This is a genomic window from Aquimarina sp. TRL1 (assembly GCF_013365535.1).
Classification (GTDB): Bacteria; Bacteroidota; Bacteroidia; order Flavobacteriales; family Flavobacteriaceae; genus Aquimarina; species Aquimarina hainanensis.
Map to the genome: position 1 here is coordinate 3,002,393 of NZ_CP053590.1, position 25,498 is coordinate 3,027,890.

23 protein-coding genes are annotated in these 25,498 nt (G+C 34.0%); 11 read left to right on the top strand and 12 right to left on the bottom strand.

Annotated features, from left to right (window positions below):
* Nucleotides 1-30: 30 nt before the first annotated feature.
* Nucleotides 31-714 carry a cell division ATP-binding protein FtsE gene (locus tag HN014_RS12045; RefSeq protein ID WP_176029120.1) on the bottom strand — a complete coding sequence of 228 codons (684 nt, stop codon included), beginning with the start codon at nt 712-714 and terminating at the stop codon, nt 31-33.
* A 228-nt stretch (nt 715-942) separates the two neighbouring features.
* On the opposite strand from HN014_RS12045, the gene HN014_RS12050 reads away from it, so the two are divergent.
* The 3 genes from HN014_RS12050 to HN014_RS12060 all read left to right on the top strand — a co-directional run bounded on the left by HN014_RS12050 (nt 943) and on the right by HN014_RS12060 (nt 7,538).
* On the top strand, nt 943-3,963 hold the full coding sequence (locus HN014_RS12050; RefSeq protein ID WP_176029121.1) for a tetratricopeptide repeat protein: 3,021 nt from the start codon (nt 943-945) through the stop codon (nt 3,961-3,963).
* A 33-nt stretch (nt 3,964-3,996) separates the two neighbouring features.
* On the top strand, nt 3,997-5,739 hold the full coding sequence (locus HN014_RS12055) for a TonB-dependent receptor (protein WP_176029122.1): 1,743 nt from the start codon (nt 3,997-3,999) through the stop codon (nt 5,737-5,739).
* Nucleotides 5,740-5,912: 173 nt separating this feature from the next.
* Nucleotides 5,913-7,538: an amidohydrolase gene (locus HN014_RS12060; protein ID WP_176029123.1), complete on the top strand. Its 1,626-nt coding sequence runs from the start codon at nt 5,913-5,915 to the stop codon at nt 7,536-7,538.
* A 138-nt stretch (nt 7,539-7,676) separates the two neighbouring features.
* Here the strand turns inward: HN014_RS12060 and HN014_RS12065 are convergent, their stop codons facing one another.
* Nucleotides 7,677-8,600 (bottom strand): M43 family zinc metalloprotease, encoded by a 924-nt coding sequence (locus HN014_RS12065; RefSeq protein WP_176029124.1) that lies wholly within the window; start codon nt 8,598-8,600, stop codon nt 7,677-7,679.
* A 208-nt stretch (nt 8,601-8,808) separates the two neighbouring features.
* On the bottom strand, nt 8,809-9,579 hold the full coding sequence (locus HN014_RS12070) for a hypothetical protein (protein ID WP_176029125.1): 771 nt from the start codon (nt 9,577-9,579) through the stop codon (nt 8,809-8,811).
* A gap of 45 nt (nt 9,580-9,624) precedes the next feature.
* Between HN014_RS12070 and HN014_RS12075 the strand changes: the two genes are divergently transcribed.
* Nucleotides 9,625-10,155, top strand: a complete 531-nt coding sequence (locus HN014_RS12075) for a DUF2059 domain-containing protein (RefSeq protein WP_176029126.1) — start codon at nt 9,625-9,627, stop codon at nt 10,153-10,155.
* On the opposite strand, the gene HN014_RS12080 is transcribed toward HN014_RS12075, so the two are convergent.
* Nucleotides 10,130-10,849: a bifunctional 2-polyprenyl-6-hydroxyphenol methylase/3-demethylubiquinol 3-O-methyltransferase UbiG gene (locus tag HN014_RS12080; RefSeq protein WP_176029127.1), complete on the bottom strand. Its 720-nt coding sequence runs from the start codon at nt 10,847-10,849 to the stop codon at nt 10,130-10,132. The two genes, HN014_RS12075 and HN014_RS12080, sit on opposite strands and share 26 nt — an antisense overlap.
* A 76-nt stretch (nt 10,850-10,925) precedes the next feature.
* Between HN014_RS12080 and HN014_RS12085 the strand changes: the two genes are divergently transcribed.
* Nucleotides 10,926-11,423 carry a YkgJ family cysteine cluster protein gene (locus HN014_RS12085; protein ID WP_176029128.1) on the top strand — a complete coding sequence of 166 codons (498 nt, stop codon included), beginning with the start codon at nt 10,926-10,928 and terminating at the stop codon, nt 11,421-11,423.
* 31 nt (nt 11,424-11,454) lie between these two features.
* Here HN014_RS12085 and HN014_RS12090 read toward each other — a convergent pair whose 3' ends face one another.
* From HN014_RS12090 to HN014_RS12125, 8 genes are all read right to left on the bottom strand, one after another.
* The gene (locus tag HN014_RS12090; protein WP_176029129.1) at nt 11,455-12,168 is read right to left on the bottom strand and encodes a hypothetical protein; all 714 of its coding nucleotides are present in this window, start codon (nt 12,166-12,168) and stop codon (nt 11,455-11,457) included.
* A gap of 185 nt (nt 12,169-12,353) precedes the next feature.
* Nucleotides 12,354-12,719 (bottom strand): hypothetical protein, encoded by a 366-nt coding sequence (locus HN014_RS12095; protein WP_176029130.1) that lies wholly within the window; start codon nt 12,717-12,719, stop codon nt 12,354-12,356.
* 271 nt (nt 12,720-12,990) lie between these two features.
* The gene (locus HN014_RS12100; RefSeq protein WP_176029131.1) at nt 12,991-13,680 is read right to left on the bottom strand and encodes a Lipl32 family lipoprotein; all 690 of its coding nucleotides are present in this window, start codon (nt 13,678-13,680) and stop codon (nt 12,991-12,993) included.
* Between the two features lie 55 nt (nt 13,681-13,735).
* Entirely contained in the window at nt 13,736-14,350 is a 615-nt protein-coding gene (locus HN014_RS12105) for an SIMPL domain-containing protein (RefSeq protein ID WP_176029132.1), read from the bottom strand.
* Nucleotides 14,351-14,376: 26 nt separating this feature from the next.
* On the bottom strand, nt 14,377-14,796 hold the full coding sequence (locus tag HN014_RS12110; protein WP_176029133.1) for a hypothetical protein: 420 nt from the start codon (nt 14,794-14,796) through the stop codon (nt 14,377-14,379).
* A 424-nt stretch (nt 14,797-15,220) separates the two neighbouring features.
* Complete coding sequence (locus HN014_RS12115; RefSeq protein WP_176029134.1) at nt 15,221-15,865, bottom strand: response regulator transcription factor; 645 nt, start codon at nt 15,863-15,865, stop codon at nt 15,221-15,223.
* The gene (locus tag HN014_RS12120) at nt 15,862-17,283 is read right to left on the bottom strand and encodes a sensor histidine kinase (RefSeq protein WP_217704328.1); all 1,422 of its coding nucleotides are present in this window, start codon (nt 17,281-17,283) and stop codon (nt 15,862-15,864) included. Before HN014_RS12120 ends, HN014_RS12115 begins: the two co-directional genes overlap by 4 nt.
* 69 nt (nt 17,284-17,352) lie before the next feature.
* Nucleotides 17,353-18,615, bottom strand: coding sequence for an exo-beta-N-acetylmuramidase NamZ domain-containing protein (locus HN014_RS12125; protein ID WP_176029136.1), 1,263 nt, complete (start codon nt 18,613-18,615; stop codon nt 17,353-17,355).
* 8 nt (nt 18,616-18,623) lie between these two features.
* Here HN014_RS12125 and HN014_RS12130 point away from each other — a divergent pair, with 8 nt between their 5' ends.
* From HN014_RS12130 to HN014_RS12155, 6 genes are all read left to right on the top strand, one after another.
* Nucleotides 18,624-19,871, top strand: a complete 1,248-nt coding sequence (locus tag HN014_RS12130; RefSeq protein WP_176029137.1) for an ABC transporter permease — start codon at nt 18,624-18,626, stop codon at nt 19,869-19,871.
* A gap of 184 nt (nt 19,872-20,055) precedes the next feature.
* Complete coding sequence (locus HN014_RS12135) at nt 20,056-21,417, top strand: pyridoxal-phosphate dependent enzyme (protein WP_176029138.1); 1,362 nt, start codon at nt 20,056-20,058, stop codon at nt 21,415-21,417.
* A gap of 164 nt (nt 21,418-21,581) precedes the next feature.
* Nucleotides 21,582-22,556 (top strand): AraC family transcriptional regulator, encoded by a 975-nt coding sequence (locus HN014_RS12140; RefSeq protein WP_176029139.1) that lies wholly within the window; start codon nt 21,582-21,584, stop codon nt 22,554-22,556.
* Nucleotides 22,557-22,925: 369 nt separating this feature from the next.
* Nucleotides 22,926-24,206: a DUF2851 family protein gene (locus HN014_RS12145; protein ID WP_176029140.1), complete on the top strand. Its 1,281-nt coding sequence runs from the start codon at nt 22,926-22,928 to the stop codon at nt 24,204-24,206.
* A gap of 23 nt (nt 24,207-24,229) precedes the next feature.
* Nucleotides 24,230-24,460 (top strand): PspC domain-containing protein, encoded by a 231-nt coding sequence (locus HN014_RS12150; RefSeq protein ID WP_176031100.1) that lies wholly within the window; start codon nt 24,230-24,232, stop codon nt 24,458-24,460.
* 59 nt (nt 24,461-24,519) lie between these two features.
* A complete protein-coding gene (locus HN014_RS12155; protein ID WP_368660056.1) occupies nt 24,520-25,470 on the top strand; it encodes a TrkA family potassium uptake protein in 951 nt (316 codons plus the stop codon).
* The last annotated feature ends 28 nt before the right edge of the window (nt 25,471-25,498 follow it).

Genomic DNA, 25,498 nt, shown 5'->3' on the forward strand with positions numbered 1-25,498 from the left:
AACTAACAAGATCGAGGATTACCGAGACGACTAACCTTTTCTTTGAACTACTTCAAATACCTTATTTCCATCGCATTTTAATGTTTTGGAAGGGTATTTTAACAGCAAAGCATAATCATGGGTGGCCATCAATATTGTATTCCCCTGTTTATTGATGTCCTGCAATACCTCCATTACTTCTACAGAGGTTTGAGGATCTAAATTCCCGGTGGGTTCATCCGCAAGAATTAATTCGGGATCGTTTAGCAAAGCTCTTGCAATAGCTACGCGTTGTTGCTCCCCTCCGGATAATTGATAAGTGAACTTGTTTCCTGAGTCCTTCATGTCTACTTTGCTTAAGACTTCATCTATTTTACTATTCATCGCTTTTTGATCCACCCATCCAGTAGCTTTGAGAATAAACAAAAGATTCTCTTTTACGGTACGATCATTCAGGAGTTTGAAATCCTGAAAAACAATCCCTAGTTTTCTTCTCAAAAAAGGAATTTGTTTTTCTTTTAATGCTCTCAGATCAAAATCAACAATACTTCCTTCTCCTTCCCGTAGAGGAATATCCCCATACAAAGTTTTCATAAAACTACTTTTACCAGTTCCGGTTTTTCCGATGAGATACACAAAATCCCCTTTGTTAATTGTCACGTTAATTTCAGAAAGGATTAAATTCTCTCGTTGGTATATAGAAGCATTTTTTAAATAAAGAACCGAATCTGGCATAGTTTTTTATAATGTTTAATAAGTATCAGTAAAAGTAAAAAGTTTAATGAAAATAGTATAGTTATGAAAATTGTTTTTTTTACTTTTTATTGTGTAGCCCTGTTAAAAAAATGTCAAATGTAATTATCTCTAAAATATTTCGTTATTAAAATGAAGATTACGCTATCTTTAACGCAAAAACCACTCAAGGGATACAATAGTTACTTTTGGATTGTAATACATAACTAAATGAACAAATACATCACTTTGGTGCTTTTTGTGGTAGTCCTGTTTACTACTACTTCTTCAGCACAACAATCTGCCATTTATACCAATGATTTAGTTTTATTTCACCAGGCAATGGAACTGTACAATAATAAGCAGTTTCTGGCAGCTCAAAACCTGTTTGATAAGGTGAAAAGTGAAGTAAAAGACGAAAATATTCAGGCAGATTGTGCATACTATATAGCCAATTGTTCAGTGTGGTTGAATCAAAAAGGAGCTGATACATTAATGGAGGATTTTGTAGAAGAGTACCCTACCAGTGTTAAGCGAAATGCAGCATATCTAGACGTAGCTAGTTATTATTTTGACCATGGAAAATATGCCTATGCCAGAAAGTGGTATGATAAAGTAGATACCAAGAATATGAGTAGATCCGAATTGGAAAAATATAATTTCAATAATGGATATGCATATTTCAAAATTCAACGATTTAATGAAGCAAAAAAATACCTGAATAAAGTTCAGGATTCTGAAAAGTATGGAGCACAGGCAAAATATTATCTGGGATTTATAGCTTATGAAGGAGATAACTATAAGGAGGCAAACGAACTTTTTGATGAGGTGAAAGATTTAAAAGAATACAATAAGAATCTTTCATATTTCCAGAGTGATATGAATTTTAAATCGGGAGATTTTAGAGGTGCAATCAGAGAAGGAATCGCTCAATTACCGACCTCAAAAGCAGCTGAAAAATCGGAGCTTAACAAAATCATTGGCGAGAGTTATTTTAATTTGGAAGAATATGAGAAAGCTATTCCTTATCTCAAAGCTTATAAAGGAAGAAAAGGAAAATGGAGTAATACCGATTATTATCAGTTGGGATATGCATTTTACAAGCAAAAATCATATGAAGAAGCAATCTCAGAGTTTAATAAAATTGTCGATGGACGCAATGCCATTTCACAAAATGCATATTATCATTTGGCAGAATCATATCTGAGAACGGATAAGAAACAGCAGGCATTACATGCTTTTAAGAATGCATCAGAAATGAATTTTGAGCAACAAATAAAGGAAGATGCTGCTTATAATTATGCTAAATTGAGTTATGAGATAGGAAACTCTTATAAAACGACTCCACAAGTACTATTAGGATATTTAAAAGAATACCCGAATTCAGAATATAAAGATGAAATCAATGAGCTGTTGATAAGCTCTTATCTAACATCCAAAAATTATAAAGAAGCAATGGATCTGTTAGAAAGAAGCCGAAACTTTGAGGATAAGAAAGTATACCAAAAAGTAGCATTTTACAGAGCTGTTGAGCTATTCAATGAAGGCGACTATCCAATGGCGATACGTTATTTTGATAAATCATTATCAGAACAACGGGATCCTGTATTTACAGCCAGAGCGATGTATTGGAAAACGGAGTGTCAGTATGTTCTAAATGATTTTGAAGAAGCATTACTGGGATATAAAGAGTTTAAGTCCAATAGCAGCGCTTCTCAATTGGAGGAATTCAGAGATATAGATTATAATCTGGCATATACCTATTTTAAATTAAAAAAATACGAACAAGCGGCTTTTTATTTTGATGTATTTCTGAAACAAGGAAATGCAGATAGTGTAAAAGAAGCAGATAGTTATTTGAGAATGGCAGATTGTCATTTTATATCCAGAAAATACTGGCCCGCTATGGAAGCCTATAATATGGCAATTAAAAAAGGAGGAGCTGATGCAGATTATGCACATTATCAGAAAGCGATTAGTTATGGTTTTGTCAATAAGAATGATCGTAAAATTGAAGACCTGCTGGCGTTTCTGAATAACTATCCGAATTCAGTGTATAAAGATGATGCTTTGTATTCTTTAGGGAATGTGTATATCTCGGAGCAAAAGATTAACAAAGGAATTGCAGCTTATAACAGGATTATATCAGAAACCCCCAAAAGTTCATATGTGGCAAAAGCAATGCTAAAACAGGGATTGGTATACTATAATGAGAATCAGGGAGACAATGCGCTGTCTAAATTTAAAAAAGTGGTAGCAAAATATCCGGGAACAGAAGAAGCAGTCCAGGCAGTTAATACAGCTAGATTAATTTATGTTGATATGGGAAGAACAGATGAATATGCTTCCTGGGTAAAAGGTTTGGGGTTTGTGAATGTAAGTGATGAAGATCTGGATAATACTGTATTTGAAGCAGCAGAAAAACAGTTTCTAGAGAATAATGAGTCTGCTGCTATTCATGGATTTGAGAAATATTTAGCACAGTTTCCAAAAGGACTACACGCTACTAAAAGCCATTATCATCTGGCAGAGTTACTTTTTAAGAAAAAAGAAAAAGAGGCAACCATTCCTCATTACCTATACGTGCTAAATCAGCCTAGAGGTGAATTTACAGAGCAGTCTTTAGCCAGGCTTTCGCAGGTTTATCTAGAAGATAGAAAATATGAAGAAGCCATTCCGGTTCTAGAACGATTGGAAAATACAGGAGACTATCCCCAGAATATCATTTTTGCACAATCAAATCTGATGAAATCCTATTATCAATTAGTGAACTACAGAAAGACCATTTTGTATGCAGAAAAAGTGTTGTCTAACCCCAAAATAGAAAAAGATGTAAAAAATGATGCCCATTTATTTATAGCAAGAGCAGCTTTGCAAACAGCAGATGTGTCGAGAGCCAGAGCAGCTTATAAAGAAGTAGAAAAGAGTGCAACCGGAGAATTAGCCGCAGAAGCATTGTATTACAATGCGTATTTTATACATGAGTCAGGGGAGTACAAAGCATCGAATGAAGTCATTCAGAAACTGGCAAAAGAATATTCCGGTTACCGTTTATATGGGGCAAAGGGATTAGTACTCATGGCAAAGAATTTTTACGCATTAAAAGATGCATATCAGGCAACATATATCTTAGAAAGTGTAATTACTAATTTTTCAGAACTTCAGGATGTGGTAGCAGAAGCTAAAACAACCCTCCAAAAAATTAAAGCAGAAGAATCCAAAACGAATTCATCTATACAAACTGACCAATAATACCTTCAAAAAAAGTAAATAGAAAAGAGTTTTATGATTAAGAATATCCATAAAATAATAGCATTAGTAGGGATAGGGCTTATGAGTTCTGTTGGGATGGCACAAGAAAAAGAAGAAGAAACCATAGGTACAGAGCGGGTCGTGATCGTGAAGGCATATACTCCTACAATCAGTGATGCTTTTAAAATAAAATCAATACCCTCTGTAAAGGATTCGGTAACACAGCAAAAAAAAGAACTTAACTATAGTATTTTTTCAGTACCTGTCGCTTCTACTTTTACACCGGTAAAAGGAAAAGCTGCCGCGATAGAAAAACCAAAACAAGCCAAGTTGTATGATAATTACGCAACCCTTGGTTTTGGAAATTATACATCAGTATTGGCAGAATTTTATAGTAATTTCCAGTTAAATCGTTCTGATAATATGGGGGTGTATCTGCATCATAATTCCTCTCAGGGAGGAATTGATGACTTGGTGTTGGATGATAAGTTTTACAATACCTTTCTCGATCTGAATTATACTTCCAGAACCAGAGATGTGGTTTATGGAATTGAAGCAGGAGGAGAGCATAAATTAATAAACTGGTACGGACTTCCTGCAAATTCTATTCTAACAACAGCACAAATAGATGGAATAGAAGAACAACAAAGCTATTATGGAGTAAAAATAGGGGCTCAACTGGAAATAGAAGATGCCATGCTGAAAAAAGGACAACTAGAGTATCGTTTTTTTGGAGATGCATTTAATACTTCGGAACATCGTTTACAGATAAAACCAACATTCGAATTTGAGGTAGCAGATGAAGTAATCACCACCAAAGTAATAGCTGATTATTTAGGAGGAAGTTTCGAAAGGAATAGAGGTTCATTGTCACAAATACCGAATGAGTATAGTGTTTTTAATATTGGAGTAGCTCCAAGTTTAATTATATTGAGAGATCATCTGTCTGTGCAATTAGGAGCATCAGTATTCTATAGTATGGACATAGAAAACAGTGATAATGATTTCTTTATTTATCCTAATATTACGGCGTCCTATAGGGTGTTAGAAGACGCCGTTATTGCATATGGAGGAATCGAAGGAGGCTTATCTCAAAACTCATATAGAGATGCTGTTATAAAAAACCCATTTGTATCACCTACGTTGTTTTTATCTCCGACAAGTAATCAATTCGATGGATATATTGGTCTTAAAGGAAAATTGTCAGATATGGTTACTTATAACTTTAGAGGAAGTTATATATCAGAAATGGATAAAGCCCTTTTGGTAAATAATCCCAGAACAACGTTGTTACTAGAAGGGTATGATTACGGAAACTCCTTCTCATACCGATATGATGATATGAAGACAATAAAGGCATTTGGAGAAATAGGATTTGCTATCAGTAATAGATTTAAATTGGGAGCATCTGTAACGTATTTTAATTATTCTATGGACAGAGAACAAGAAGCATGGAACCTTCCGGAAATTGAATCTTCGTTAACGATGGATTATCAAATTACAGATCAATGGTCTTTTGGAGCGCAAGTTTTTTATGTAGGAGAGAGAAAAGAGTTGGATCATGCAACTTTGACAATTCCTTCAGTGGCACAATCTGTAGTAGAACTGGATAGCTTTATAGATGCAAATATTAATATAGGGTATAGATTCAATGATAGATTATCGGTATTTGCCAAAGGGAACAATCTTTTGGGAGAAACATATGAAAAGTGGATTAATTATCCAGTTCAGGGAATTCAAGTACTAGGAGGGGCAACCTATAAATTTGACTTTTAATTTTTTTAGCAAATTGAAAAAAGTCTAAATCACTTCAAAGAAAAATATAGGGGGTGGAACCCTATAAAGAAGCAAAATCTTTTGTAGAAGCGTAGTTTTTTGTTTTTAGAATAATAGGATATGGTTATTTTTAGCATATCTATAAACAAACTCTAACTTAAAAATACGCTAATATGAAAAAAATAATGGGGCTTCTTTTGGGAGGTTTATCACTGGTAGCATGCAAACAAGAGAAAGAAAAAGTTGATTTACTAGTTTATAATGCCAATATCCATACAGTTGATTCATTGCTTCCCAAAGCAACAGCTTTTGCAGTAAAAGAAGGTAAGTTTATTGCTGTTGGCGCAAGTCATGATATTCAGGAAAAATACCATGGGATACAGCAATTAGATGTCAAAGGAAAAACGATTGTTCCAGGGCTAATAGATGCACATTGTCATTTTTATGGATTGGGGATGCAGCAGCAAAATGTCGATTTGGTGGGAACCAAAAGTTTTGATGAGGTGGTTGAGCGGGTAGTAGCTTTTCAAAAGAAAAAACAAGTAAAATTTATTAGGGGAAGAGGATGGGATCAGAATGATTGGGAAGTGAAGGAGTATCCGACCAAAGCAATTTTTGATAGCTTGTTTCCAAATATCCCAGTAGTTATCACTAGAGTGGATGGTCATGCTATGCTAGTCAATCAGGCGGCTCTCGATTTGGCAAAAATCACAAAAGACACCAAGGTGTCAGGAGGTGAAATAGTTTTGAAAGACGGAGCGCTAACAGGAGTATTGATCGATAATCCAATGAGTCTTATAGAAGCAATTATTCCCAAACCCAGTAGTAAGGAACAAGCTCAAGGGTTAAAAGAAGCAGAAGCAATTAACTTTAGTTATGGCTTAACTACCGTAGATGATGCAGGGCTGGCACCTGAAGTTATTCAGCTAATAGATAGCTTGCAAAAAACAAAAGAATTGAAGATACGAATCTATGCAATGATTAGTAATACTCCGGAATATGTGGCAACTTATCTAAAAAAAGGACCTTATCGGACGGATGTCCTAAACGTATCGTCTTTTAAAGTATATGGAGATGGTGCTTTGGGATCGAGAGGAGCAGTACTTAAGAAACCATATACTGATCAGGAAAACCATTATGGAGCTATGGTAATCGGAGTTGCCGAGTTCAAAAAATTAGCTCGGAAATTAGCTGCTTCTCCTTTTCAGATGAATACTCATGCTATTGGAGACTCAGCAAATGCAGTGGTAATGAATACCTATTATGAAGTACTGAAAGGGAAGAAAAATCGCCGATGGAGAGTAGAGCATGCACAGGTAGTTGATTCATTAGAGTTTGATATATTAGATGATAATTTAATTATGAGTGTACAGCCAACTCATGCTACCAGTGATATGTACTGGGCAGAGCATAGGTTGGGGACGCATAGAATTAAAGGAGCATATGCTTATAAAACACTTCTTAATAAAACGGGAAAACTAGCCTTAGGAACCGATTACCCGGTAGAACAGGTGAATCCATTTTATACTTTTTATGCAGCGGTAGCAAGAAAAGATTTGCAACAATATCCAAAAGAAGGGTTTTATAAAAATGAAGCCTTGACCAGAGAAGAAGCCTTGAAGGGCATGACATTATGGGCAGCGTATAGCAATTTTGAAGAATACGAAAAAGGAAGTATTACGCAAGGGAAATTTGCTGATTTTGTAATTCTCAATCAGGATATTATGTCGATAACTGAAGATGAAATCCCTGATACAAAGGTGATGTCAACATATTTAGGAGGGGAGAAAGTGTATTGATAAATAACATAAAAAAGACTCCTGATCGAATTTTTTTGATGGCAGGAGTCTTTTCACTAAAACTAAAAAAAGCGTTTTTTTGGCAACTATTTTCAAAATCCAAAATCTGATTATCTATAGTTTTACTGATATCGTGATCTAATTATTTTTGATATTAATATACAGTGCTCTTCTTGGGCTTCCCGGATTAAAAATAGCTCTCATTTTTTCTTTTTGTCCTTTGGTAAACATATGCATGACATCGTCATCAGCATGATTCATGAAATTCATAAACATATCATTGCTTCCACAGGATGTTTGAGGGTGTTTTGGTTTACCGTAATAAATTCTGGATTGTTGTGGGGTATCTTTGACATCGTCAGAAGATGAGCAGTTGAATGCAGTCCCATAAGTGTGTTTAAGTCCCAACCAATGCCCGATTTCATGCGTAGCAGTTCGACCTTTATGCACACCATTTTGTAGTGGAGCTAATGTTCCAAACGCATTGGGGTCAATGGCAATTCCGTCAATTCTCGGATCATCTCCAGGAGCACTGGAGAAGGCATATACTACTTGATTATCTATATCCCTGAAATAAGCAATCCATATATTTAGGTACTGATCGTTTGGCCAGGCATCTTGCCCTCCTTTATCCGTAAAAAAAAGTGCCAGATCTTCTATAGATTCCCCTTCATCTCTTTTTCCATCAAAGCCGGTAACATTTCCCATGGTTCTGATGATTCCTTTAGTAGGTTGTCCTTCCGGGGATGTTGTTGCCAATTTGAATTCTATTTTAATGTCTGCAATAAAAGGTTTGAATTCATCAGGTGTTTTAGAAAGATCTTCATTTTTCATTCTGAAATCCTGATTCAAAACCTTGATTTGCGATTTGATTTTATCATCGCTTATTTCAAAAGGTTCCGGAGCGTAGTTAACTACATGTACCACTACTGGAATGGTAATTATTTCATCTTGCCCCACAGATGTATTGTTGTCTTCTTCAGGGATGGTGCTATCATCGCCAGAACAAGAAATGAGAATACAACTAAGGCTAAAAAAGACAATAGTTATCTTTTTTTTCATAGGATTAGGATAGGTTTATTACATTGCTAAGAGGAGAGATTGTGTATAATGTATACCATACTGACAATCTGGATATCATATGTTTTCCCCTTACAGCGAAGATATAAAAGCTTTTATATCTCGAATCCTGCCTTAATATAAGTTTAACAGTCAGAGAGTGTTAAAAAAAGAGGGTGAATAAAGCCAGGATCAATGTGGAAAAAACAGTTCATTTTCCACCGTTAGCTTGTAAGTCGGCAATGCATTGAGGGTCTAATGAAGGAATCCCATTCCCTAAGATACTCATCATTGAATTTCCGAATTCAATGGTTGCTCCCATCAAACATCCTGAAATATTACAATGACCTTTAGCAGTGAGGTCTTCATGAGGTGTTACGGGAGGCGTTCCTACATTTACCAATCCTAATAAGTGCGCAAATTCATGATGAAGTGCTGCTGTCTCTATAATAGGTAAGGTCGGAGCATTGATGGTATTACTCAATTCTTTTAAGGTGTCTTCATAGATAACTATAGATGTATTGAGGTAGGCAGTTCCAAGGGTCTTTTTAGTAGCTGTATCTTTTTCGTTTTTGCCATCTGCAAAATAAATATAGACTGATATTTCGTCTCCTGTATTATAGGAGGTGCGGGTGTTGTTTTCTATTTGAGCAATTTCTTCAATTGTAAAAGGAGCAAGGTTAGAAGAGGCTACTGTACGTTGTTTAATGGTGATGCCATCAGGTTTATGAAGCCGATCAGTTAAGAATTTTCTTAAACCATTGATAGCTTCTATTGTAGGTTCCGCTCCTTTGACAGATACAATTTCCAATGTGATTCCTTTGTAATTTATATCACTTAGGAGATCATTAGCAGAGGTTCCTACCCCTTTTTTATTTGCCATTTGCGCTTCGCTGAATGCTGGGGAATCATCTTCTGTACTACATGCAGTAAACAAGATTGAACTTATCAGTAAAAGACTTAATAATTTTGTAATTTGCATAAAATGAGTTTTCCAGATAAACGAGCGTTAGTAAAATTAAAATTTATGAAAAAAGTAATCGTTAGTCTTTTTATCTTTTTGACATATACTGTTTTTTCGCAGCAAAGATCATACCATGAAGATGTTAAAGAGTATTTTGATTTGAACGGGACTACACAGCAATATAGCAATGCAGTAGATCAAATGTATGAGTTGCTTCGAAATCAATTACAGCATCAGGTCCCCGCCGCCATATGGGAAGAGTTGCAAAGAGAGAAAAATACGACTTTAGGAAATGTAAAATCGTTATTGACTCAGGTGTATAAAGAACACTTTAGTCATCAGGAGATAAAGGAGTTGTTAGCATTTTATAAATCCGAAACAGGAAAGCAATTCAGGAAGAATCCCGATGGCTTATCCAGAAAGCAAAACAAACGATATGAACGGTTTTTAGCTTCGGATGTGGGGCAGAAAGTAAAAGCACAAAGTCAATCACTAAAGAAGGCTGTAGGAGAAGCTAGTGAATTATGGAGTCGTGATCTATACCGGGAAACCGTAAAAAAGCTTAAAGCTAAAGGGTATTCTTTTTCGCAGTGATTCTCGCCAGATAATCGTTGTTTTCTCCTTTGATAATACACTCGCAAATGAACCCGTGAGCATTTGCGGCATTGACTAGCGTATTGTAGTCTATGTACAACCAATCAAACCATTCAGATTCATCGCCCTTGTACCGGAGTTTGTATTTCATCTCTCCGTAGTAGTCAGCATTAGCATCCACCCAAAAACCACCATCTTCATCTTCGAATAAATAAGAGATGTCCGAAGAATCTATGAGGATTTGTCCCTTAGGATGAAGAAGCTTTTTTACTTGAGTAAAAAAATAGTCAATATTAGGAAGCCTTCCGATGATGCCGCTACCATTCATTAAAAAAAGAAGGGTGTCATAGCTCCCTTCCTGATCAAAGAAATTTTCGCATGCGGCATTGGACACGCCTCTTTTATGTGCAATGCGAATTGCTCCGGCAGAGATATCGATCGCTTTTACGTTTAGTTTTTTCTCTTTTTGCAGATATAGACTGTGACTTCCGGCTCCGCAACCAACATCCAAAACTGTTCCATAAGAAAGTTCAAGTGCTTTTTGTTCTATTGCAGGCATGAGTGAGTACTCTCTGAATAAATAAGCAATAGGAATTAGATCATCATCAAAATCGGGCGCAATTACAGTGATATCTTCCGGGGAATTACTGGTGTAATAATCCTGTATTGCTAAGCCAAAAATATCTGTATTCATTCTATATTATGCTATGATTTCTAAATAAGAAATGCAATCTCTTTATAAACGGTAATTAATAGGTTACTTTTGCTGTATGCAGGATTTTTTAGATCAATTACCGACACTCGCCAAAGATAAACATAACGAGAATAAAAAGTTCTTTTCCAAATTAAAAAAGAAGCAGCCCAAACGGTTTGATATAACAATGCAGCAACTGCATGATGAAGAGTTTGCCGAGACGGACTGTCTGACATGTGCTAATTGCTGTAAAACAACTGGTCCTTTGTTTACTGATAAGGACATCGAGCGAATTGCTAAATACATGAAAATGAAACCATATGATTTTGAGCAGAAATACCTTCGAAAAGATGAAGAAGGGGATATGGTTTTACAAGAAACACCTTGTCGTTTTTTAGCTTCTGATAACTACTGTTTGATTTATGATGTCCGACCAAAAGCATGTAGGGAGTATCCACATACAGATCGAAAAAAGTTTCATCAGATTGCTCACCTGACCATGCACAATGTGGCTATATGTCCTGCAGCATTTAGAATAGTAGAAAAAATGAAGATGTTATTTCAGGGAGGATAAAAGCAATAAAATAAAGGGGGCTTTTATTGTATTAAAAAATCTCTCTGAATCCTAATGCTTCTAATCTGTTTTGATCTTTTGATACTCCAGGGATTTTTGGAGCAGAGGTAAAATGAGTTTCAATTTTAGGAGTTCCGATAATCTCTCCGGTTTCTTTATGTATTTTGTAATAAGAACCGCTACTTTTGCTATTTGGGTTTTCTGCTTTTTCTTCTACGTAAAAGTGATCATTCTCTTCAAAAATCGTCATCTTTAGATCCCATGCTCTAGTGTTGATTTCTATAGAACTTCCATAAATAGCTTTTACTACGAGGTTGATATATTTTGTATGTTCCTTTGTAGGGATATAAAACTTTGTTTTGGAATAAAAATCAACTCCGCTGTCCTTATGAAAATGACCATTTTTCCCATAGCAATTATTCCGATTACTTTTCTGTTTTACTTTTCCACTAGGTAATTCGACCTCGAGATTATAATAGAATTTTGCATATAAAGGCACATAAAGTACATTCCGCTCAAAAGAAACAATAATTTTTCTGTTATCAGTAACTACCTTGATAAAGTCAAAATCCTCTCTGTAAATAATTTTTCCTAGATGTTTTTTCTGTTTAATGATATTGATTGCAATGTCAATTAATTCATTTTTTCCTAATTTTTTTAACTCTTGTATTGTATAGGTAGTATTTCCTATGGTATCCAGCTTAAAAGCTTTATTGATATCTGTTGTTATTGTGGAACTCATCATGATCGTTTCAATTTATTGTTTAATTCCTAAAGGCAATTTCAAAATGCCGTAAAGGTGGATTGGAAGCTATAGGATGATTGGGGGGCATCTATAACAGCTACGACATTTTGAAATTTTAGAACTCTTAATTGAACATTACTCTCATTTCTAATGTTTGCCTTGTTAAATTTGGTTATACGTTTTTGTCACTTCTCCCATCTACAGTAGAAGGGATATTTTTTTATTGTCTGATATACGTTTTTGTGTTGTACAGCGGTACTTAGCATAAGGTGTGCTATACCTAGATATGGGATTGTTTTTTGGTCTCTTTCTGATGTTTTGCTATGGGAAATATAAACTTGGAGGATCCTGATGTAATCAATTTTATAAGTAGGGCGTAATCGTTGTTGGTTTATACCATCATAAGCATCAGATAGTGTGAAAGATCTTGTATCTTTATTCAGATATAATAAAGAAGATGTTGTCTTTATAATGTCTAAAAGTTGCTGGGATACAGCTGTTGTTTTAGACCAAAAAAACTCCCGGTAATTTCTGATTTTTGATAAAGACATAAAATGTGTTTAGTAGTAATGCATGTAATCAAAAAACATTTTGCAAAAGCTATGTTTTTTTGATTAGGGAGTATTGTGTTTTATTTTATGAACAAGTTTTTTCTGTAGATCTCCTGATAAAATTACAAGACCAGATGGTGTTAGTTATTTTAAGGTCGCTATGTTGTGTTATTGAAAGTACAGGAAACCTGAGATGATCTGTTGTGAGAACTACCGTCTCTTATGGTTGCCATAAAAGACAGTAGTTTTGTGTGTCTGAAATCAGTGTTAATTATTTACTTAACTCTTTTTTAAGGTCAGCAATAGTTTTTGCCATTGCTACTCCAGGAAGTTTTATAGGAGCAGCAACCTGAGCTACAAATGTTCCTTTTACTTCACCTCTTTTATATGTAGTAAACCCAACTCTGTATAAACCTACAGTAAGTGCTTTTGTAGGGCTGCTGATTTCACTCTTGTATCTCAAAAGAGAGTTGTAGCTGCTCCCACTAGGCTGTTTAGGCATTTCTCCACTGTCATCATTGCTAGCAAGTGTTACCCAGTTGGCATTTTTTACAGCATCTTCTGTAATGTTATTTTTACTGATAATATCGGAACGCTCTAATGTAATGTATGTATCAAAGTAGTCATTCGATTTGCTGTTATCAGCATATGCTTTAGATACAGTTGCATTCTTTATTTTGTTTTTTCCTACAGGAGACATCATTCTTACTCCTAATTCAGGAGCTACTGCAGGAATCCATACATATATGTAGTAGAATTTTTTCCCATCTTTTACTTGATCTTCATTTCCTGGAGTTGCATATCCTAGGTAAGATACAACATCTGTATAAGGAACTTTGATGGTTTTAGGTCCGATCTTTTTTTCGATAGAACTTCCGAATTTTTTAAGTTTTTGTGCTTGTAAGGTTACAGAACTTCCAAGTGCGAAAATACTGAGTAGTACTAAAATTTTTGTTTTCATTATTGAATATTTATTAGTGTTGATTGTATAGGTTAGACACACGGTCTGTTTGTATTTATAATAGTTTAAAAGAAACCGTTACATAGTATTTTTGAGTAGATGTTATCTTGTTAATATCTATGTATTGGCTGGATGTATTTGAACTTCTAATAGCGATAATATCTCCAATGTTTTTGTTGAGTTTTTCTGCCATTTTTTGCGCAATACTTTTGGCATTTAGAATTGCTTTATGGCTAATCGTAGCAAGCTCTTCTGCGCTTTTTTCTTTTGCTATGATTTCAACATTTGTAACTCTTACTCCAGGGGTTTTTAAGGCCATTATTTTTTCGACTTCTTCAGAGGAGTTAGAAGTGTAGTTGTAATACATTACTTCGTTTATTTCTGAAGTTCCCGCATAGAGTTTATAGGAGGTATTTTTCTGAAATTTAGCAAAATCTATTCCTGCTGTTTTTAATTTACTTTTATAAGTGTTTGTTACTTCATCAAGGCTTTTAGCTTCTAAATTTCTATATCCATCGGCTAAAACTTCTTTGATATTTATGAGCATATTATATCGGTCTATAGTAATGGTTGCCTCAGTTTCTCCGACAACTTCGATAGCATTTTGTGTCTCCTGAGAAAAGATCGGAGAGCTACAAATTAAAAACAGCAGGTAGATTGTGTATTTCATGATTGTATGATATATGACTGTTTTTTTTAGAAGAATAAGATGTATGCAACGATCATCCAAACTCCAACGATAAGACCAAGCATCCCTAGTTTTCCTTGCATAGGAGCTAATTTTGCTCTTAATTGTAGTGCTTTCTCTTTTGCTGCTTCATTTTTAGAAAGTACAAGTTTGTTAATCATTCCGAATCCTAATAAAAACCCTAATACTGCTTCTACAAGGTTACCAGCTAATAATGTTACCCACCAGATAGGGTGTGTTGTAAGCCATCCAATATTTAAAATTGCAGAGATAACTCCCCATACTCCCCAGAAACAAAATACAAGCCCAATCCAACCTTGATATGGTTCGATTTTATCCAGTAATTCTTTTGCGTTTGGTTTTTTAGATAGTAATAATGATGGTACTGCTAAAATACTTAGTATAATTAATGTGATTCCCCAAGTCATGATTTTATAAGATTTATAGGGTTAGTAATAGTTTTAACTCGCTCTGTGTTATAAGAACAATGCAAAGATGGGGGATATCTCCTGGGGGATAAACACTCTTTGTAGTGAAAATAACTACCCTGAAAACAGGGGGTGTTTTTTTTGATAAATTATTGCTGGTCTTATCTGTTTGTTGACTTTTCTATAGAAAACGAGGAAATAGCGTGAGTTTTAATAAAAAAAGAAGAAAAGCAGAGAGGAAAGTGTTGGGTGAAAGAAGAGCGTATATGTATAGAAACAGTAAGAAAGCAACGCTTTTTTTGTTTGATAAGAATTTTTATAAAAATTCTAAAAAAAGATGCAAAATAGCATAAGGAATTAACTTGTGAGTTCTCCTAGATAAAAAAAAGGAAGTGGGATAGAAATATTAATGAGGGATATTCGCTTAAGGTTCTATATATTTCATTTTTAGTGCGTACTTAGTAAGTCCAGCCAAATTTCTGACATTGAGTTTGGCGATGAGGTTTTTTCGATAACTTTCTATAGTGTGCTTGCTTAAAAATAACTGATCTGCAATTTCTTGAGTTGTATATTCTTGTGCGATCAGAGTGATAACATCAATTTCTCTTTGAGTTAGTTTAATTTCGTTTTGTTTCTTTTTAGAAAACTTATTTTCAATATAAATATCTTTAATCTCTTTTGAGAAATATTTTTCACCTCCTAAAATTGTTTTTATAGCTAAAAGTAATTCTTCTTTTTCAGCATTTTTAGGAACATACCCATCAACATCATGCTCAATCAGATTGTCAATCATTTCTGCATTGTTATGCATACTGACAACCAGTGTTTTTATATTTCTGTTTTTTTCTTTCAGCATCTTGTTTAATGTGATGCCATCTACTTCTGGCATGCTGATATCAGTAATGATCAGGTCAATTTTTTCTTTTGGGTTGATCTCTACATATTTTATGATGTTACTTCCGTTTTTTGCAGTTAATAAGATATTGTAGTCTTGTTCTTCATTAAGAATACTAAGTAAACCGTCCAAAAACATTTTATGATCGTCTGCAATGATAAGGTTGTATTTCATAATATAATATGTTTTTTATTAGGGATTTCGATATTAATGATAGTTCCTCTTTTGTGTCTGGAATCAATGGTATAGACCCCGTCCAACGCCTTTAGACGCCTTTTGAGGCTGGTTAGTCCTACTCCTGGTGTAATCAGAGCACAACTGAACCCTATTCCATTATCTTCAAAAATTAAATGAATGGTGTCGTGAATAAGGTCTATTTGAATATCTAACCGAGTTGCTCCGCTATGTTTTATTGTATTAGTAATTAATTCCTGTAGAATTATGAAAATTTCATTTTGTAACTTTTCGTCTATTTCATTATTGATATCATCTTCCGGGTATATAGAAAGCATCACCTTTAATTTGCTTGCTTCCTCAATGTTTTTCATATATTCTGTGATCAAAGGTACAAAATCGTTTTGACGAAATTTGGTTGGAATTAAATTATGTGATAAAGTTCTTACTTGTTGGTATGTGTCATCTAACTGATGGTATAATGTTTTGAATTTGCCTCTGTCTTTGGATAAATTGCTGAATTGTAATTTTATGGCGGCAAGATTACCTCCAATACTATCATGTAGCTCCTGAGCTATTCTTTTTCGTTCTCTGTCTTGTCCTTCAATGGAAGCCCGAATTAATTTTAATTCCTGATCTTTTAATATGGTAGAAATTCGTTGTTGACCGATCTCTTTTAGTTTTTTGTTGAGCAGGCTTTGTGTTTTTAATTTTTGATAATATAAAATGAGCAACCCTATGATAGGAATTAATGTAATAATAAATGAAATAAAGGTGATTTTCTTTATTTCTTTTTGACGGTTGATTTCTAATTCTTTGAGCTGCTTGTCTTTTTTTAAAAGAATGATTTCATTTCTTCTTCTTTCAGCAGTATTTTTTAAAAACAAGATTTGATTTTCATTTTCCTTTCGCTGAATGTCTTTTTGAAGGTCAATATGCCTGAGTTCATCTTCTTTGTTTAATAAGGTCAGTTTTTCTTTTTCTTTCTGAAGTTTTTGATACTTGTTTTCAAGAAAAGTTATCTTTTTCAAACGCTCTAACGCATTGATAGAATCTTTTATCACAAAATATTGAGAAGAAAGTGCAAAGGCACTTTTATAATCGTCTTTTTGTAAGGCGATAAGCTTTAGTTTATGATAAATTTCTGCCTGCTCTTTTAATAAATTAGAAGGAATAGCTTCTTTTAAGATTTTTTTATAAATGGCAGCGGCGGCATTAATGTCTTTTTGAACAAATAACCGATCGGCAATCCCTAATTCTGTGGTAATTCTAAGCTTGGCTAGTTCCTTTTTTTGTACTTCGGGCGCTATTTTTTTTGCAGGAAAAGCAGAAATTTCTTCTACTGCTTTTTGAGCATAAATAAAAGGAAAACAGCCTAATAGGATAATTAATATGTTTTTTTGCAAAGATTTGAGCATAAGCAAATGTATCAAATCCTATATGTCTGTATATCCCTGAAAATGGGGTTTTTTGTTATACGGTATTTGTTATTTGTACAAGAGGTACTTAGCGCGTGTTTTCTTATAAATGTTTAGGTCTGAGTTCCATGAATCTCGGATTTTTTGTATAGAAACTCCTTGCTCTATTTGTTTTTGTAATAAAGTATTTCCTGCGTGTATGGTAAATGATTTGTTTTTGAAAAAAACAGCTTTTTTACTAGAAAGTTTATAGGCATTTATAATCCAGCTTAAGTTAATTCTATTCATTTTTTCGGTGTTTCTAAGATCAATACCGTTGCAGAGATTTCCTTTGTGTTTAGGGTTTTTAGCTCCAAAATTAGGAGCAGGAGTATAGCTAAAAGGGTATTTGTCTTTAGGTAATTCCGGAGCTCCAATTAGCTGAAATTGCATTTCGGTTCCTCGACCTGCATTGATAGTTGTACCTTCGAATAAACCTAAACTGGGATATAGATTAATAGCAATATCATTAGGGAGATTGGGAGAAGGTCTGATGGGAAGGTGATAAGGAGTTGTGTGAGTATAGTTTTTTACAGGGATTATGGTGAGATTGCATTTCTGATCGGTCTGTAACCAACCTTCTCCATTAATCATTTGTGCATATTCTCCAATAGTCATTCCATGTACTAAAGGAACTGGATGCATTCCTACAAAACTACTATGTCTGGTGTCTAAAACAGGACCGTCTATATAATGCCCGTTTGGGTTGGGTCGATCTAATATAATAACAGGAATCTGGTTTTCTGCACAAGATTGCATCACATAATGTAATGTAGAAATGTAGGTATAAAAGCGAACTCCTACATCCTGAATATCGAATACGATTATGTCTATGTTTTTTAACATATCAGAAGTAGGCTTTTTATTTTTGCCATATAGTGATATAATCGGAATACCAGTTTTTTTATCTCTTCCATCAGCAACGTGTTCTGCCGCGTCTGCTTTACCTCTAAAGCCATGTTCGGGAGAAAAGACTTTTTTTATTTTTATCGAATGGGCGATAAGTGAATCTACCAGGTGAGTAGTTTTGGTATCGTTTCTGAAAATTACACTGGTTTGATTCCCCACAAATGCTACATTTTTATTTTTGAGTAACGGGAGGTATGCGTCTAACTGATTTGCTCCTACAACAGGAGGTTGAGATACGGAAGTAGCTGTTTTATTTACCTTAGAAACCGTTTGAGAATCTATTTTTGCTGTTGCAAAATTAGAAGAAGCATTATTTCTACAAGAAATAAAAAGGAGAAAGAAGAATAAAAATGTATTTTTGAATGTATGTTTTATAAAAACCATAAATAAGTTTGAATTTCGAATATTTTATAGCTAAACGCCTTATCAAAGGTAAAGAGCATAAAAGTAGCATATCGACACCAATAATAAAAATTGCGATTTTTGCAATTGCTTTGGGAATGGTGATGATGTTGATTACTATAGCAACAGGAGTAGGTCTTCAGAAAAAAATACGGGAAAAAGTAGCAGCATTTAATGGGCATATTGTAGTCTCCAGTTATGATAATAATCAGAGTATAGAATCATTAGTGCCTATAGATAAAAATGAGTCTTTCTATCCTGAGTTTTCATCATTAGAAGGGATAGCACATGTACAGGGAGTGGCTACAAAAGCTGGGATTATAAGGACAGCTTCGGATTTTGAAGGGATTGTAGTAAAAGGCGTAGGGGCAGACTATGATTGGTCTACTTTCGAAGAGTATTTGGTAGAAGGGAAAATTCCTGATTATGATACAAGTCACCCGGTAAATACCGAAATTCTAATTTCTAAACATATTGCAGATAGGTTACAGCTAAGTATTGGAGACAAAGCCAATACATACTTCCTAAAAAAAGGAAAATCTTCTAATCCAGTGCCAAATATTAGATCTTTTGTAGTGACAGGAATTTATTCTTCAGGATTTCAGGAGTTTGATGAGGTTTTTGTTCTTTGTGATATAAGACATATTCAACGTTTGAATAAATGGAAAGAAAATGAAATTGGGAATTTTGAAATCTTTATAGACAATTTTGAGCATTTGGAAGAAAAAGGCGTTGAAGTCAATGAAACTATTTACCCCGTATTATATCAGGAAACAATTGCTAGTAAATACGAAACGATATTCGAATGGTTAAAATTATTCGACCTCAATATTATAGGGATTATAGCGATTATTATTTTGGTAGCCGGGATTAATATGATTACTGCTTTGTTAGTTTTGATTTTGGAACGTACACCTATGATTGGTATTCTGAAAGCATTAGGAAGTTCAGATTGGAGCATTAGAAAGGTATTCCTGTATAATGCAGCCTATTTGATCATGATTGGGCTTTTTTGGGGGAATCTTATTGGGTTGGGATTGTTGTGGATTCAGAAATTATACGGTGTAATTAAACTGAACCCAGAGACCTATTATGTGAGTACAGCTCCGGTACATATTGATATAGGATATGTATTATTGTTAAACCTGGGGACCTTGTTATTATGTCTTATTATGTTATTAATTCCATCCTATATCGTATCAAAAGTATCTCCGGTTAAGGCAATACGTTTTGAATAAAAAGATTATTTGCTAAAAAAAGTGGAGGTTGATGACACATCTTGTTATCTTTGTGCTTAGAATAAAATATCATTTCTAAAGATAATTCTTAGAAGATTATTCTGTAGGGATGTGTTTTTTTGTAAAAAGAATAAAGGTTTGGTACTGTCATTCGGTTTTTGTTTAACTAAATAATTATAGGGTCTTGGAATACGCAGAGAATATTTTAGAAACGATAGGAAATACTCCATTAGTAAAAATGAACGCATTGGTGAAAGATGTTGATGCGTTGGTGTTGGCAAAATATGAAACATTTAACCCCGGGAATTCTGTAAAAGATCGGATGGCATTAAAGATGATTGAGGATGCTGAATCTGATGGTAGATTACAACCAGGAGGGACGATCATAGAAGGAACTTCTGGAAATACAGGAATGGGATTGGCTCTTGCAGCAGTTGTGAAAGGGTATAAGTTGATCTGTGTGATGGCAGATAAACAATCCAAAGAAAAAATGGATATTTTGAGAGCAGTGGGAGCAAAAGTTATGGTGTGCCCTACTAATGTAGATCCTGAGGATCCGAGATCGTATTATTCTGTTTCCAAACGATTGTCTGAAGAGACACCTAATTCATGGTATGTTAATCAATATGATAACCCTTCTAATACGTTAGCTCATTACGAAAGTACAGGACCAGAGATATGGGAGCAAACAGATGGAAAGGTTACTCATTTTATTGTAGGCGTTGGTACAGGAGGGACAATCTCTGGAGTAGGGAAGTATTTAAAAGAAAAAAATCCAAATGTAAAGATATGGGGAGTAGATACGTATGGCTCTGTTTTTAAAAAATATCATGAAACGGGAATTTTTGATGAAAATGAAATCTACCCTTATATCACAGAAGGTATTGGAGAAGATATTTTGCCTAAAAACGTAGATTTTTCGGTTATTGATGGTTTTACCAAAGTAACTGATAAAGATGCTGCCATTTATACGCAAAAATTGGCAAGAGAAGAAGGAATGTTCTTAGGGAATAGCGCAGGGGCAGCGATCAAAGGGTTATTGCAATTAAAAAAAGAATTCAAACCTGAAGATGTTGTTGTTATCCTTTTTCACGATCATGGAAGCAGGTACGTAGGGAAGATGTTTAATGATGATTGGATGAAAGAAAGAGGGTTTGTAGAAGAGGAAGCATATACAGCCTCTGATCTTATAAAAGCGCATGAAGATAAACAGCTGGTAACTGTGAAAACAGAAGAATTAGTGTCACATGCGATTGAGCGAATCCGAAAGTTTCAAATATCCCAAATACCTGTTGTAGATAGCGAGGGGTTTGTTGGTTCAGTGGATGAAAGTGCTCTTTTTACAGCTTTTCTGGATGATAAAAACCTGGCAGATACTCCCATAAAAGAAATTATGAATCCACCATTTCCTATCGTGGAAAAAAACACTTCATTAGATGAAATATCAGGACTCATTAAAAAAGGGAACTCTGCTGTTCTGGTAAATTTAGGAAATAATAAGCACCATATCATTACCAAGTATGACGTTATAAGTCATATAAAATAATTTATTATCTTTAGAGGGATGAATTACCCCCTCTATTTAATAATGTGATCTTTTTTTAGTAGGATTCGTGTTTCTATGTCTAATTTTTTTGTTTAGTTGGATGATAGGAGTTTATGGTGTATCCAGAAGATACACATAGTGGGGCATCATTAAAATCATTGCCTATGTATAAATATACGTTTGATTTTTCTGATATAGATCGCTTAAGGGACTATTTCCATTCAGAATTAGACCCCAAAGGAACTACAGATAGAATTTTTTTTCCTCCTGAGATTGGGGATGGGTATCTTCAGTATTATAAAATTTCTCCAGAGGTTTTTTTATTGATAAATAATTATACAGCAAATGCTGATATTGAATATATAAGGAAACCTGCTGAAGAAAGAGACCTGATTTTACATTTTAGAAAATATGCTTTAGATCATGAAGTGACCTCAGATGAGATTATCAGCAGGTATTCTAATGGTTATACGCCAGGAAATATGCGCTGTATAGATGCCAGAACCGGAGAGCGGGTATTTATAGCCAAAGGAGGTGTTGTGAAGTCTACTATGATTGTTTTAAAAAAATCATTTACGAAATCGTATTTGATGAAAGGAAATGAGGCTCTTGTTGATAAAGTAGATCATTATATAAAACAATCCCATAAACACATTAATAAGTTTTATCTTTCCTATAGGCAGTCTAAGTTATTTGATCAGATCGTAGAACCTTTTGAAGATAAGGTGGAAAGTTACTTGTTTTATCTGGCCAGAGCGGTGTTACTATTAGAAACATTTTGGAAAGATGTACTCAAGTGGACAACAGAGGAAAACCCATTTAGTATTAATAGCTCTCAGATTGGCGGAATTTATAAAGTAACTGATTATTTGGAAAATAACTTAAATGAACCTTTTATCGGAGTTGATCAGCTAGCTACAATGGCATATATGAGCAGGACAAGCTTTTTTAATACTTTTAAAGAGATTCATAACCAGACCCCTTTAGAATTTTTTAATAATAAGAAGTTAGAAAGGTCGTATAATATGATTTTTACAAAACAATTATCTGTAAAAGAGGTAATGAGTAATTTGAACTATTCTAACTCTTCTAAGTTTAGAAAAGCATTTTTTGATCGATTTAATATTTATCCTGATTGAGAAAATATGATATAAAATAAAGATGGTCATCAAAAAATGACAACCATCTATAACCTAACACAAACTCAACTTCGTTTAGGGTTTTAAAATTTTAAGTATATATTTTGAAAGACGTTTTCCCAATTGCTTCATGACCAAAATAACTAAAAGAAGACGTAGATTCGTTTCCATTAATACAAAATATATTACCAATAGTCCAACTGTTTGATTATTAACATTTTTTTATAAAAATTTTAAGCTTAATAAGTTTTTTTAATAATGAAAAACAAACTTTTTTTCAGAAAAATGATCGTTTTTAAGAAAAAATGCCAGAGAGCTTAATAACCCATATTTTATAGTTATCTTGTTGTTCTTTAATGTGTTGTGTTTGTGGAAGAGCATTTTGTTCAATATATATGGAATCATAAAAAGTTTGATGTTTTTAATCTGAAAACATCAGCAGGGGAGCTGGTTTCTATTTATTCATCAGGGATCCACAATAAAAATACTTCTGGTCCTGACTTTTTTAATGCCAAACTAAAAATAGGAGATCAGCTATGGGTAGGAAATGTAGAAGTTCATATAAAGGCCAGTGATTGGTATGCACATGCGCATCAAGATAATGAGGCGTATGATAAAGTTATACTTCACGTGGTTTGGGAAAATGATATGCCTGTTTATAGAAAGGATAAAAGCCAGATACCTGTTGTACAGTTAAAAGACTTTATTAAACCAGCCTTGTTGGCGAGGTATCAGATCTTTTTCGAAAATATGAAACGAAAAACAATTATTTGTGAAGGGCTAATTTCTAGTGTTTCTGATTTTAGAATGTACCATTGGCAGGAACGATTATTTATAGAAAGGCTGGAAAGGAAAACAGTAGAAATTCATAGACTGCTACAAAAGACAAAAAATGATTGGGAACAAGTGTTGTTTTTATTAATTTGTAAGAGTTTTGGATTGAGAATTAATAGTGATGCATTTCTTAGTATTGGGATGTCTTTTGATTTTTCAGTGTTTAAAAAATGTCAAGAATCTCTCTGTCAACTAGAAGCATTGTTTTTTGGTCAGGCTAAGATGCTTCCGGAAAATCCAGATTCGAAATATGAGAAAAACCTAAACAAAGAGTATCAGTTCCTGAAAAAAAAGTTTTCGTTAACTACTACAGGAGTGCTGTCTCCACTTTTTTTTAGATTACGCCCGGGGAATTTTCCAACAATACGATTATCTCAATTAGCCAATTTGTACAATCAAAATAATAAATTATTCCATAGGTTAATACATGTGAAAAATATTAAGGAAGTGTATGGCTTGTTTTCTGTTTCTGCAAGTGATTTTTGGAATAACCATTACGTTTTTTCTAAAGAATCCTCAAAAAACGTGGAAAAAAGAATCTCTAAATCGTTTATTGATCTAATTGTAATAAATACGATAATTCCTTTAAAGTTTTTGTTTGATACAATGCAGGGGGTGGATGCAGAGAAAAATATATTTGATTTGATGTCAGAGGTTTCTCTAGAGAAAAACGCTATAATCAGGCAATTCGAATCCATGAAAATAACCATGAAGAATGCAATTCATTCTCAAGCAATGATCGAATTAAAGAATAAGTATTGCGATAAGAAGGCATGTCTGAAATGCGATGTTGGGAATTATTTACTCAATAGATAATAAAATTAATTAGATTATAATTAATTTGCAGTATGATTTATGATTTACGACACTTTTTGGAAAGGAATGGATTTTATGTATCATCCAGGTTAGCAGACAGACTTGGTATCAGAGCTAAAAATGTACGATTGTTTTTTATCTATATAACGTTTGCTACGGTAGGACTGGGATTCGTATTGTACCTGGTAATGGCATTTTGGTTAAAATTAAAAGACTTGGTGTATACCAAGAGAACTTCGGTATTTGATCTTTAATGATGTTGAACTGGTTAAGATCTAAAATATATATAGCACTGTTTTTTTTAATTATATCAGTGTTAATTGGTGTATTGGGGTTTCATCTGTTTGCAGGCTATTCCTGGATAGATGCATTATATATGACCGTAATTACACTGTCTACAGTTGGTTTTGGAGAAGTTGGTCCTTTAAATGAGATGGCAAAATTATTTACTATTTTCCTCATTGCGATTAATGCAGTCGTATTTGCCTATTCAGTCTCCGTAATTACAGAATATATTGTGAGTAAAAATGATCCCGAAAGATTATATTATAAGAGGATAAAAAATATGATAGAAAAATTGGAAAACCATATTATTATAGTGGGATATGGAAGAAACGGGAAGCAGGCTGCCGATAAATTATTAGCTTACGACAAGAAGTTTGTTATCATAGAAAAAGATAAAGATATCATTGATAAACATCAGAATGATAAGTTTTTTTTTATGGAAGGCAATGCAACAGAAGATGAGGTGCTGATTGATGCAGGTATAAAGAGAGCTTCTTGCTTGATATGTACTTTGCCAGATGATGCAGATAACCTCTTTATTGTATTGTCAGCAAGACAGATCAACAGACGCCTAAAAATAATAAGTAGGGCTTCTCAGGATGCTTCCTATAAGAAAATACGATTAGCAGGAGCGGATAATGTAATTATGCCGGATCGAATCGGAGGAGATCATATGGCATCATTGGTCGTTGTGCCGGATTTAATCGAGTTTTTAGATAATTTATCAATTGTAGGAAAAGGACTCATTAATATAGAAGAGATTACTTTCGAAGATATGTTTACGGATGGGGAAAAACGAACGATCAGAACTATAGATATGAGAGCAAGAACCGGATGTACTATTATAGGGTATAAATCTCCGGAAGGGGAATACATAGTAAACCCGGAAGCAGATACAGTTTTAAGACCTGGTTGTAAAGTCGTTGTTTTAGGGAGACCAGAGCAAATTAACCTCCTAAATAAGGAGTTCGGAATTTAGCGGTTACAATATATTTAATTGTGAAAAA